The sequence below is a fragment of the Paractinoplanes rhizophilus genome (assembly GCF_042664765.1).
Classification (GTDB): domain Bacteria; phylum Actinomycetota; class Actinomycetes; order Mycobacteriales; family Micromonosporaceae; genus Actinoplanes; species Actinoplanes rhizophilus.
On record NZ_JBHTBJ010000044.1, the window covers coordinates 1 to 13,813 of the forward strand.

Annotated in this window: 2 protein-coding genes; one reads left to right on the plus strand and one right to left on the minus strand. The window is 67.9% G+C overall.

Going from position 1 to position 13,813, the window contains the following annotated elements; translation table 11 throughout:
* Positions 1-87 precede the first annotated feature (87 nt).
* Complete coding sequence (locus ACFQS1_RS34565; RefSeq protein ID WP_378976224.1) at positions 88-7,221, minus strand: polymorphic toxin-type HINT domain-containing protein; 7,134 nt, start codon at positions 7,219-7,221, stop codon at positions 88-90.
* A 259-nt stretch (positions 7,222-7,480) separates the two neighbouring features.
* On the opposite strand from ACFQS1_RS34565, the gene ACFQS1_RS34570 reads away from it, so the two are divergent.
* A complete protein-coding gene (locus ACFQS1_RS34570; RefSeq protein ID WP_378976225.1) occupies positions 7,481-13,654 on the plus strand; it encodes a LamG-like jellyroll fold domain-containing protein in 6,174 nt (2,057 codons plus the stop codon).
* Positions 13,655-13,813 lie beyond the last annotated feature (159 nt).

The following is a 13,813-nucleotide window of genomic DNA, read 5'->3' on the forward strand; positions in this document are numbered from 1 at the left end:
AGCTCACCCGCGGTCCGGGCGGTCCGGGCAGCCTCTATCCTGGCAGCAGCAGCCGCCTTTGATCTTGTTGTCCTCACAAACACATGATCAACAGGCGGCTGCGTCCATGTTGGACACCGCCCCCACCACATCCCAGCAGGTCAGACTGCTAATGGCGGCTGCCGTACTAGATAGCTCCTCCGTATACCTCTCTGGGGTCAGGTTCGCCCCCGGCGCAGGCACGATTTCGTAATGGTTCAGGTCCCTTCCCCGCTGGATGATACGTAGCGTGCTGGGCACCGAATCCATGTCAAGTCCATGCGGCTCGAAACCCTTACTGGAAATGCTTCCAGGGTTATCGAAGAGCGACACACCGTGTGTTTCCTTCACGAATCCAGTCGCAGGGTCGACCTTGTAATCGTTCGGCCTCGGCACAAAGCTCGGCGCTCCGTCCCTGGCGCCACGGTAGTACGACGACGGCCCGCACCCAGCGTTATGGACCAACACCGGCACGTTGCCGGCGAGCACATAGTACGTGTGCAGGTCGGCGACCGTCAGGTTGTACATGGTCTTCAGGCCGGTGAAAGCGCGCAGGTCCCCGACAGTGGCGGTGCCGTGGGACTTCTCGGCGCCGAGGAACTGGCCGGGCTCCAGGTCGCCGGCATCGATCCATTGCTGGCGTTCCGGGACCCAGAACGGGTGTTCATCGGTGGTGTGGATCGTGACAGCATGGCCGTCGGCGGTGTCCACCGTGAGGTCGATCAGCATTGTGTCGGTGTTGACGTGGAGGGCGGTGACCTCCTCGGGCCGTGTGGTGCCGGTCTCCGGCTCGGTGGCGAGCACCTTGTCACCGACCCGGACCTCCGCGATCGGCTTGGTGGTGCCGTCGGCCAGGAGGACTTGGGTGTCGGGAGAGAAGCTGTTCGCCCGGATGCACGCCTGTCCGACACCGTCGACCAACTCGTCCAGCATGTCGAGGCTTCGCATCGAGGCACGCGAGGACGCGAGAATGCGGGCCGCCGCGGCGGGTTCTGCGCCGCCGGCGTCCTCGTTCACTGCAAGACGAACGCGGCCGGCGAAGTCGCCGTCTCCTCCGTTGAGGATCTTGCCGTAGTAGTTGTTGATGGCATCGTGGACAGAATTGGCGTAGATCGGCGTGCAGTGGTTGTCGATCTGCTGGCACGCGTAATCCAGCATCTTGAGGATCTTGAGATTGTCGTCGAGAGCGTCCCAGTTCGCTATCTGATTGCGGTGGTAGTAATAGCCGGCGTTGACCACGGTGCCGAACGCGTAAATGTCGTCCACCTGGTCGGTGGTGACGGTGACGCCGCCGACGCTGCCCACGCCGTAGCCGTCGGCCTGAATCTCGGCCGGGTCGGTCCTATGACGGGTTGCATTGGGAGCGCCGCCCCGGTACCTGTCGCTGTCGGGATCCTTCTCGTCCGGAAGGACATACCCGCCGCAATTGCCGCCGTTGCCGGCGGCGCAGCCGGGACGGTCGCGGTCCTGGATGAGGCCGGTCGGGTCGGAGCTGCCGGTCGGGTTGTCGCCCGAGTATGTGTAGCCGCCGAGCTGGGCCGGGTCGGTTGTCTGCAGCAGCGGATCGGCGCTGATGAACCGGCCGAGGGCGGGGTCGTACTTACGGGCGCCTACGTCGGTGTAGCCGGTGCTGGTGTCCTTCGGCTTGCCCAGGTAGCCGCGGGTCAGGTCGGGCCACAGCGTGGTGTTCGCGCCGGCCCGGTCCTCGCCGTACGGCTTGTACTGCTGCCGGGCCGCGGCCTGTGTGGTGGTGTCGATGGACAGGCTCGCTGTGCCGTGCGGGTCACCGAAAAGGTAGTGGGTGCCGCCGCCGGGCAGGGTCGAGCGGATGGCGGCACCGGCGTACGAACGGACGGCGCCGATCAGGACGGCGGGGCTGACGGCGGTGTTGACCACGATCTCGGTGTCGCCTGCGAACAGGCTGGTGCGGCCGGGATCGCGGCGGATGAGCTGGTTGCCGTCGGCGTCGTAGAGGTACTTGGTTGTTCCCGGGGTGGCGCCGGTCGTGGTGACCTGGGTGAGCCGGCCCTTGTTGTCCCACTTCAGCGTCTGGTTGTTGGCGCTGTTCGCGGTCCGGGTGAGCAGGTTGCCCGCGAGGTCGTAGACGAACTTGGTGGGATCGGCGCCGCCCTTGGTCTCCGTGAGGGTGTGCGGCTGGGCGCCGGTGCTGGTGCCGTTGACGTACGTGGTCGTGACGTCGGCACCGCCGTTCGTGGAATGCTCCACGGATTGCTCTCGGTTACCGATCGCGTTGTAGGCGAACGTCTGCCAGTACGCGCCGGCGGCGTTGGCCACGCCGCCACTTGCGGGCGCCACGGTTCCGGCGCTCGGACAGTCCCCGGCCGCGGTCCAGGCGTTGACCAGCCGGGCCAGGGTGTCGTATCGGTAGCACTGGGTGTCGGTGACGGTGTTGCCGGACTCGGACTGCTTGTCGACGACCGACAGCGGGTTGCCGGAGTCGTCGTACGTAAAGCTGGTGTTGTCGATCTCCGACCCCGGCGCCTGGGTGCGGTGGATGGACCGCGAGGTGGGCCGCAGGGTGTGTTCGTCGTAGGTGTAGAGCGCCTGCACCTCGTTCGTCGAGTCACCCATCGTCACCCGGGACGGCTGACCGAAATCGGTGTACACGGCGCTGGAGAGGTACAGGTCGATGCCGGACGTCCGGGTGGGCGCGCCCAGCAGGTTGTAGCCGTAAGTGATGGTTTCGCCGGGCAGGGTGCCGACCGCCGGGTCCTGCTGCGTCGACATCAGCTCGGTGTTCGGGGTGTAGGTGAACTTCGTGGTGTACGAGGTGGGCAGCGGCCGCTCGACGCTGGGCAGGGTAATGGTCTGCCCGAGCGGGCTGCCGAGCGAGGAGTAGCCGGTGACGGCGACGGTGTAGCCGCCGGTGACGTTGGGAACGTACCGGGTCGACGACGTGGCCTTGCCGATCCGCAGCGTGTCGTAGGTCCAGGAGGCGAACTTGAAGTTGCCACCGGTCTTGTCGACCGCGGTGAGTTTGCGGCCGAGCAGGTCGTACGTGAAGGTGAGCTCGGCACCGCGCGCGTCCTTGGTGGCGATGAGGTTGCCGGCGTCGTCGAAGCCGCTGTAGCTGGTGCCGGTGTCCGGGTCGGCATGGGCGGTCCGCCGGCCGAGGAGGTCGTACGTCTCGCGCCACACGGCGTTGTCCGGGCCGGTGACGGTGGCCGGCTTTCCGGTCGCGGTATAGCCGTACCGGACGCTGTTGCCGGCGCCACCGGTGGCGGTGAAGCCGCCGGTGACGCTGCCGGTCAACGTCGGCGCGGTGGTGTGCTGGATCAGCTCGGTCAGCTGGCCGCGGGCATCGGTCGCCGTGGTGGTCGCGGTTGATCCGATGGGCGGCACGGAGATGACCTTGTCGCCGGTATAGGCATTCCGGCTGTGGAACCTCGCCACGCCGTTGTGCTCCGCGGTCGTCTGCGTGGCCCGCCCCATCGCATCGTGATCGGTGACCGTGGTCGACGGGATCGACACCTGCGACAGCTGATCGGTGAGCAGCGTGTCGACCGGATCGCCGGAGACCGCATACGAGTTGTTGGTGATGACGGTCCAGCCGTGCGTGTCGTATTGCACGTCGGAGACGACGGAGCTGCCGTTTGCCCCGGTCTGCTGGGTCTCCAACGGGCGCAACATGGCGTCGTAGAGCGTCTTGCTCACGCTGTAGGCAGGCGTCGTGCTGCCCGCATCGCCCTCCAGCAGGGACATGGTGGTCACCACGCTGGGGCCGGTGGACGCCAGCTTGTAGCTGTGGAGGACGTTGGCGGGCGCCGCGGCGGCCTTGGATTTGTTCGACAGCCACACTGCGGTCGTACGACCCAGGGCGTCATAGGTCAGCGAGGTCAGCGCCCCGGCGACATCTGTGGTGGCGGTCGGCAGTTGCCGGGCGGGGTCCATGGTGACGGTGGCCAGCTGGCAGTCCTTGCTGGATTTGATCACCGCCGAGCAGGCGACGCCCGGCGTCACCTGTACGATCTTGGTGATCGAGCTCGGCAAAGCGCCGCCGGTCGGCGAGATCTTGGTGTAGACGGTCTGCGCCAAGCTGGTCGTGCCGTCGGCCGCCTTCGAGTCCGGCGTTCGCGTCACGGACGTGACGCGGCCATAGCTGTCGTATGTGGTCGTGGCGTTGGTGAGCCAAGCGCTGACCGTCACGCCGGTGGCGGCCGATGCCTGCTGCACCTTCGTGGGGTTCCCGCGGCCGTCGTAGGTGGTCTTCACGTCGGACAGCAGGGTGCCGGCCGGCGAGGTCCTGGTGGCACAGTCCTGGTCCGTGGTGATGACCTCGGCGGGCTGCACGACCGGGGCGGTCTTGCCGCCGGGCAGCGTGACGCTGGTCTCGACGTACGAGGTGAAGGTGCATTTGGCGGTGTTGCCGGCCGCGCCGACTTCGCCGCGGTCGACGGACTGCACCGGACGGCCGCTCGTGCCCTGGCCCAGCGTGGTGTTGTAGAAGGTGTCCGATTCGGTCCGCCGCCAGCCGTACGAGACCTTCTGCCGGCCGAGGGTCCTCGCGATGCCGCTCAGGTTCGCCTTCAACGCCGGCAGGCCGTCCCGGGCCCGCGACGCGGTCGCGCCGATAATCGTCGGGACGGTGACCGTCGCCGAGTCGATTGTGTCTCCGCTGCCGGCGCCGGTGTAGGTGACCTTCTCGAAGACCTGCCCGGCGTATTCGTTCCGGTCGGGCACGCTGATCGTGCCGTCCGTGCTCGTCAGCGCCGGCACCGAGCGGGTCTTGCCGTCCGGCAGGGTATCGCCGTTCATGCCGAGGAAGTAGTAGGTCTTGGTCAACGTTTTCTGGTCGAAGACCTGCTGGTTGTTGGTGAGGTGGAAGTAGCTCGGGTCGCCGGTGGTGACGTCGACCTCGGGGTAGCCGCGGAACTGTCCCCAGGTCCGGTTCTCCTTCTTGACCACCTCGTTGTCGTCGTAGTGCCAGCCCGGGTTGCCACGGTAGGCGTACTGGGTGATCGCCTTCGGCTGGGAGCCATCCTGCATGTGGTTGCCGGCGCTGTCGTACGTGGTCACCGACGTGACCGGGTACGTGTAGAACCAGTCCATCAATGGCTCAGGCTGGTACTCCGGCGCCCAGTAGACGGGGAAACATCCGGTGGTGTTCGCCGCGGCGAACGCCTGCGCGGCCTTGTCCATCGCGTCGTCGCCGGACGGGTTGGCCGGCGGCAGGCCGGAGCAGGCGGGGGTCTTGTACTCGACGACTGTCTCGGCGCCGGTCTCGGACCAGACGGCCCGGATCCGGTTGTAGTACATCTTCGGACCGGGCAGAGCTCCCACCCGGTTGGCGTACTGGATCGGGTCGAACGTCACCGTGCCGGCGGACTGGTCGGCGCCGGCGCCACCGAGCCGGTCCAGGCCGGTGCGGGTGACCGATCCCAGCCACAGCGTGGGCGAGTGGTCGCCGTTGTCCGGGAACGAGTGCGCCAAATCGTAGCGGTCGACCTGCTTGACCACGCCGCCCACCCGTACCTGCGTGACGATCGACGTGAGCATCCGCCGTGACCAGAAGCTCGGCGCGTGGATGGTGCAGTCCGCGCCGCCGGTGCAGTTGAGGTCGACGGGCACGTCCGGCCAGTACTCCGGATGCGACACGCTGAAGTCGCCGGCGGCGCAAGTGTTGCCGGCCGGCTGGCCGACGATGCACCGCTCTCCGGTGGTGAAGATGATCTGCTCGGGCGGTGGTGCCGAGTACACCGTCGACGCCGTCATGCCGTAGTCGATGCGCTTGACCGTGCTGGCCCGGACGTAAGACACCGCGATGTCCTTCATGTTCGCGCCGTAGTAGCCGGTCTCCGGCTCGTTGTAGTAGTACGCCATGGCATTGCCATTGCGGTCCACCACATAGTCGAGGTTGAACCGGTAGCCCAGCGTGCAGGCCGTGCCGGCGAACGATCCGTCCGGGCAGGCGCCGACCGCGCTGTGGCTCTTGTAGACCGGAACGGTCTGCACCGAGTTGGTCTCCTCGGCGCCCGTTGTCCAGCCTGGCAAGCGGTGGAGACCGAAGTAGTACTGCGTTCCGTTCTGGGTGACCCGGAAGTACTCGTTGTTCTTCGTGCCGTTCGTGGTGTCGAACAGGTTGTCGATCTGCGTCGTGGAGCTGTCGTTCTGCGACCGGAAGGTGTGGGTGCTGTCGTCGTAGACGATCGGCGTCGACTCGCCGTTGAGCGACAGCGTGAGGATCTGGCCGGCCCAGCACAGGTCGCCGGAGTGCTCGGGTGCGCCCGAGCCGTCCACGTCGTCGCAGCTGCGGTAGGTACGCTCGATGAAGTTGTCGCCCATCGACCAGCCGTCGCCGATCCAGGAGGACTGGCTGTTCGTGCCGACGGTCCGAGCGTCCTGGGTAGCGGAGCTGTAGGACAGATTGATGCTGGGCGCCACGCTGCCGATCGGGGGCGGTACCGAGATCGGATAGCTGTAGGTGAACGCGCCGGTGTTTCCGCTGGTCGACCACGTACCGCCGGGCGAGAGGCTGGTCGCGGCGTAGTCGCCGCCCGCCCCGCTGGTGCCGGACGTCGCGGCGAGCACCGTCGTGTCGGCGGTTGCCGCGCTCAGCGGCACCTCCGCCGACAGCAGCGAGCCGGCCGTCCTGGTCACCGGCATTTGCGTCCGGCAGCTCTGCACGTTGGGAGTGGTGAGCGCGCAGGCGGGTAAACGCACCAGTCGAAGCCGGGACGCATAGTTGCCGCCGTACGCGTTCGCGAACGTCGAGGGATCGACATCGACGTGCACGGTACCGGCTCCGGCCGCGCTGCCGATGGAGAACAGGACACCGTGGACCCCGGTGGCGCTCGCCGTCCGCTGGTCGGCGGCCCGCACCCGCACGCGGTCCGGCGTGGTGCCCTTGGCCGCCTTCGCCACCCTGATCGGCAACGACCCGGCACGGACCGGTTCGGCGGAGATCGGCACGATCGCCGTCTGAGCCTCGGGCAGCGACGCGCGCGCCGAGGCGTCAAAGGAGGCGACCTTCGGGCGCGCCTTGGCCGCGGACGTAACCTTGCGCTTGCCGAGTTTGACCCGCTCCAGCTTGACCGGCTCGGGCACCTTCGGCGCGCCGAACGCCGGCTCCCCGGCTACCGCGTTCATCAGCGCGGGGCCAATTGCCACCACGAGCAGGGTTACCGCGGCGCGCCGCCACGGCGCTGCCAACCGCGGGCCCCAGCCGTTTTCGGACAGCATCATGCTACAGCCCTCCCCGTGAGCAAACGCCCCGTCGATCTTGGAACCGGGGCGGCCACATACTACGAGTGAAGCCCACACTGCGTGGAGCGACCGCGACGTTCGTGACGAAAAGAGACGATCTTGAATTCACCGTTGCGTGGTGCGACACATAAGTAGCCGGAATCGCCGCCACGGGGTCGCAGCGAGCCGAATGGACGGTCACAATGTGCGCCCGCGCGATCGATGATCGCGATCACCCAGGAAGGGTTGCCGAGGCACCATGTCGTCACGCTCGACGCGACGGGGGCGTCTGCCGATCTTCACGGCTGTCGCCGCGTTGCTCACCACGATCGCGCTCGGGGCAGCCACCCCGGCACAAGCGGATCCCCCCGCTCCCGGACCCCAGCCCACCACACCTCCCGCCGCGCCGCCGGTGCGGACGGCGGAGCCGTACACGCCGGAACCGGCCACCACGGCGCCGGCCTCCGGCACGGCCAAGGCGGTCGCGTCTGCCATCGCCGAGGCCCGCAAGACCGGCCGCACGGTGCCGATCCCGTCGCTGACCGACGAGTTCTCGACGACCACGGCGGCCCCGGACGGGACGTTCGCCACCACGTACTCGGTCACGCCCGAGCGGGTGCAGCGCAACGGCAGGTGGACGCCGATCGACACGACCCTGATCAAACGGGCGGACGGCAGCTACGCGCCGAAGGCAGCGGCGGCCGACGTGTCATTCGGTGGCGGTGGAAACACCGCCCTGGTCTCGCTGAAACAGGGCCGGAACGCGCTGACGTTCACCTGGAACGGCAAGCTGCCCGAGCCGGTGATCACCGGCGACACCGCCACGTACGTCAGCCTGCTGCCCGAGGTGGACCTGCAGGTGACCGCGAACGCCACCGGCTACTCGTCGATCTTCGTGGTGAAGACCGCGAAGGCGGCCGCCAACCCGAAGGTGAGTCGGCTCGATCTAGGGCTGGCCGGCACCCGGGTCAAGCTCGCTACGACCCGCGACGGCGGCGCCGAGGCGACCGACACCGCCACCGGCCGCACGGTGTTCCAGGCCAACACCGCGCTGATGTGGGACAGCACCCCGGCAACCGACGCACCCGCCGAGAAGGCTGCCATGAGCAAGGCGCTGACCAGCCCGGAGGCGGCGCACAACGCGGCCTCGTACCTCGGCCGCAATCACGCTCGGGTCAAGGTCGGTCTCGGGAAGGGACGGCAGTCGCTGACGCTGGACCGGACGCTGCTGACCGCCAAGACCACCAAGTTCCCGGTCTTCGTCGACCCGGACTGGGGCGTCAAGTACTACGGCAGCCAGTCCGCCTGGGCCCGGATCTCCAGCAACGGCTGGAACGTCTACAACTCGACCGCGACCAGCGGCTCCAACAGCGCCCGCATCGGCCTGGACGACTGGCCGACCGGCGGCGGCGAGAAGGCGCGCACCTATTACAAGATGAACATCTCGGGCGTCAAGGGTGCCACCGTCAAGTACGCCTACCTGTACGTCACACACCGCTGGTCGGCGTCCTGCTACAAGACCAACGCTGTGCTGTATGCCACCGGCGCGCCCGCGGGCTTCAGCTCGTCGAGCCTGTACTGGGGCAAGGAGCCCAGCCGCGGCGCCCAACTGAGCACCCAGGCCGGCACCGAGCTGAACTGCGGCACGGCCAGCCCCTCCGCCTCGCCCGGCTCCTTCACCTTCGACGTGTCCGGCAACATCGCATCGCTGGCGAAGGGCAAGAAGGACTACGCGTATTTCCTGGTCGAGGCGCAGAACATGAACGACAAGTATTCGTGGAAACAGTTGGGCTACAAGGGCGGCGCAAGCCTGACCGTCCACTACAGCTACCCGCCCACGCTGAACGCCAACGACGGCAAGCAACACGTGTTCCCGTCGATTACCGACGGCGGGAAGGTCATCACCACGTCCCGAACCCCCACGTTGTCCTGGCGAGCCACCAACCGCTTCCCCAACGGCTACGAGCGCAACCTGCTGATCGACTACCAGGTCGTGCAGCGGAGCACCGGCAAGCAGATCGCGTACGGTTACGGACCCAGCGCCACCACCTACAACAAGAACGGCTCCGACTGGCGGGTGAACGTCCAGCTGCCCGACGGCGACTACCAGTGGCGGGTCACGGCAAAGAACCAAGACGGTCTATGGGCGCCCGCGTGGGGCCCGTACATGTACTTCACGGTCGACACCACTGCGCCGAGCCCTCCGAGGATCAGTTCGTCGCAGTTCCCGCCCAACCAAGTGGGTGCCGGCTTCACCGACAACGGCGTCTTCGTGCTCGGCAACGACCGCAAGAACAACGTCACCAGTTACTTGTTCACGCTCGATGGCGACCTGAACAACGTGATATATGCCAACAACAAGGGCACTCAATGGACCGCCAGTACCACGATCAACCCCGGCACGATCTACTACGCCAAGGCTGACAACAAGGACGGCACCGGCACTGTCGTGACCAACGGCAACGCGGCGCCAGTCTTCGCGCCGCGTACCGCGGGCGCGCACAAACTGGTCGCCAAGGCCGTGGACGCGGCCGGCTCCACGTCCGGGCAGACGGTGTACGAGTTCAACGCCGGCACCAGCACGCCGACCTACGCCTTCGGCTCGAAACTGATCAGCGGGTGGACGGCGACCAACAACGACGGCACCACCACCGTGGTCCCGCCGGCTACCAAGATCAGCGCAGGCGGCGTGCTCGTCAGCCAAGCCAGCCAGGCCGGCGTCTACTTCGGCGACGGCTTCCAGGCTGTGCTGGGTAACACCAACAGCACGACCAAGGTGGCCAAGGGCGACAAGGCGACGTTCTCGTTCAACATCCCGGCCACCGGAGCTTGGGAGATCGGGGCGAACCTCACCTCCGGCACCCTCGACGGCATCTACGATCTGACGCTCGACGCCGGCCGGCCCACCGCCCGGACCCTGCTCACCGGCTTCGACGCCTACCTGCCCGCGAGCACCGGACTCCCCCCGAAGTACGTGAACTTCGGGGTGGTCAAGGACTCCTCGGACAACCCGATGGTGCTGACCAAGGGCGTGCACACCATTACCATCACGATGACCGGCACCAACCCGGCCTCGGGTGGATACCAGGCGGGAATCGACCTGATCCGCCTGGCGCCGCTGCCGACCTGCCCTATCAACGACACCCGCACGTGCCTGAACAACAAAGCGATCAGCACCCTGCAACCCGGCGCCACCCCGCCGGTCACGACCGCGGACGCCGACGGATCCGGCTGGAGCCTCGACGCCGGCAACCTGCGAGACGCCGGGTGGGTCGCCGGGAGCACCGTGACCGTGCACGGGGCCGCGATCAAGCTGCCGGCAACGTGGGGCGACGGCAACAACGACAACATGCTCGCCGCCGGACAGCTGATCACCGTCCCCGCAAGCGGTGTGGTGAACAAGGGCAACGCTGTGGTATTTGTCGGCTTCGCCGTCAACGGCGACGTCAAGAACGCCTCGGGCCGCATCACCTACGCCAAGGACAGCGGCTGCAATGTCACCTCGCAGGCGTACACCATCGACTGGACGGGCGACTGGGCGTTCGTCCCGGCCAACGACAAGCTGGTGCGGCTGAGCTGGCGCAACAAGACCGGCGACGGCACCGGGCACACCGACGTGCCCCCGAACATCATGGCGATGAGCGTGCCGCTGGTCTGTCCCGGCGCGGCGATCGCCGCCGTCTCGCTGCCCCTGGTGTCCAGCACCGTCGAGAACCACCCGAACGCGCTGCACATCCTCGGGCTGGGTATTCGCCCCACGTCGCGCACGGCCGACGGCGGCCGTTGGGTCGGCAGCTGGTCCGCCGCCCAGGACACCGACCGGGTACGGACGTTCTCGTCCACCGACGCCACTCTCCACGCCCAGACCGTACGGATCCCGGCGCACCTGAGCATCGGCGCCGACCCCGGACGGGTACGCATCCGGCTCGCCAACCGGCAGGGAGCCACGCCGGTCACGTTCGATGCGGCCTCGGTGGCGTTGCAGGACCCCGGCTCGGGCGGCGCGACGGCGACGGACACGCCGGTGAAGCTGACCTTCAACGGCGCCGGCAGCGTCACCCTGCCGGCCGGCACCGACGTAATCAGCGACCCGGTCGACCTGCCCGCGACCGACCAGGCCACCGTGCTGGTCAGCATCAAGGTCAAGGGAGACCTCACCGCCGTCGCCGGTCACCGCGATGGTGCGACCCCGATCTACGTCAGCGCCTCGGACAACGCCGACCACACCGGCGACACCGGCGGCGGCTTCACCAAATCGACCATGAACGGCGTGCCGTTCCTGGCCGGCGTCGACGTCGCCACCCCGGCGGACAACCCGGCCGGCGCGGTCGTGCTCTACGGCGACCACACCGTCAATTCCGAGACGGCCACCGCGGATGGGCACAGCCGCCTCAGCGACCAGTTGACCACCGCGCTCTCCAGCGACGAGTACGGCAACCGGTATCCCGTCCGCGCCGGCGTGCTCAACCAGGGCAGCAGCACTCTGGGCACCGCGGCCCAGCTTCCGCGCTTGGTCAACGCCTCGTATCCGCAGAACTCCTATGGCGCGATCGACCGGCAGATCCTCAACCAGAGCAACGCCCGGATCGCGCTGATCTCGGCCGGCAGCAGCGACCTGCTCGCCTGCACCGACACCGCGGCAAACTGCGCGAGCAACGTCAACGACAAGCTGAACGCTCTGGCCGGGCAACTGCAGCAGTACCGCGCCGATGACGCCCTCGATTACGCGGTCAACCTGCCCACCGCCGGCCGCAGGCTGAAGGTATACGTCGCCACGCTGCCGCCGTTCTACGGAGCGCACACCGCCGCTCAGGAGAGCGCTCGGCTGCTGGTCAACGCCCACATCCTGGGCAGCGGCGGGCCGGCGAACATGGAAGGCAACGCCGACGGCGTCATCGACTTCGCCGCCGCGGTCTCCGCCGACGGCACCGCCACAGGCGACTCGGTCAAGCCCGAGTTTCTGTCCACCTGGAGCAACGGCAACTCCTATCCGAACGACGCCTACTACCAGGGCCTGGCCCAGCAGTACGTCATGGACTCCGACAGCGTCGACGGCATCGCCGGCGACGGCGCGGTGACCGGCGGCGACGACACCTTCCCCATCGCCGAGTGGAAGTTCGGCGAGGGCTCCGGCACCACCGCCGCTGACACCGGCACCGGCACCGGCGACCCGGCCGGCCCGACCTACCACGACGCCAGGCTCTACAACGTGGCCTGGGCGCCGCTGGGCCGGCAGGCCGACACCAAGGCCGGCGCGTTCAACGGCACGAGCAGCTACGCCGACACGAAGCTGGCACTCAACACCGGGAAGAGCTTCACCATCAGCGCCTGGGTTCGGCTGACCGACAAGTCGGCCGACCGGACCGTCTTCACCCGCGATGCCAGCGGGTTTGCGTCGCTGTACTTCCAGTACCAGAAGTCTACCGACCGGTGGCTGGCCCAGATGCCCTCGGCAACCTCCGGCGACTCCATCCTGTGGTTCAACGCCACATCCGACGAGGCGCCGAAGGTCGGGGTATGGACGCATCTGGCGGCTGTCTACGACGCCGGCGCCAGCGGTCTGCAGTTGTACGTCAACGGCGACCCACAGGGACGCGCCGACGAGGTCACGCCGTTCCACGACCCGGACGGGGCCAGCTGGATCGGCCGCAGCGGCGTCAGCTGGTTCGCGGGCGACATCGCAGATGTGCGCGTGTGGCAGCGCGTAGTCGACGACGCCGAGGTCAAGGGCGAGGCGTCGCCGAATGCCGCGACGGTGATCTGGCAGTTCGAGGACCAGAGCCTGCCCACTACCGCGACCGACTCCTCGCTGCGCGACCCGGACGCGCCCGGCACCTTCACCGGGGGCGTGACCTGGAATACGGAGGGGCATCCCAACCCCGACGGCGACTCCGGGGGCATCGACGTCGACCGCGGCGCGATCACCCTCGACGGCGCGACCGGCGCGGTAACCACCCGTGCCCGGGTACGCACCGACCAGTCGTTCACCGTGGCCGGCTGGGCACGGCTCACCGACACCGCCCGGGACCAGACCGTCGTGAGCCAGTACGGCGCCCACGCCTCGGGCTTCCAGCTGGGCTACGGCGCCACCTGCAAATGCTGGAGGTTCACGCTCCCGGCCACGGACGGCACGAACCCTGCCACGACGGTCGCCCAGGGCGCCGCCGCGGCGGCCGGCACATGGACGCACCTCACCGCGGTCTACGACGCCACGGCCGCTACAGCAACGCTGTACGTCGACGGAACGCCCGTCCCTAGCGTGACGGTCGCGGCACAGACGTGGAACGCGGCCGGCCAGTTCACCGTCGGCCGAACCCTGCGCAACGACGCGAGCACGGAGTACTTCGCCGGTGACATCGACGATGTCTACGCCTACCAGGAGGTCCTCAGCGCCGAGGCGGTGGACAACCTGGGGCGCAAGGAAGCACCGTAGGGCCGAGAGGCTCCGACGGCGGCCACCCGGGTTCTGCGGGTGGCCGCCGTCTCGCTCGGACGAAACATCGCGTCGGAGCAGTTCCCGCCGAGACGCGTCGGCGCGGCCTGCGGCCACAAGGCATTTTTGCGATCATCCGCACGACAAGGGTCAACAACG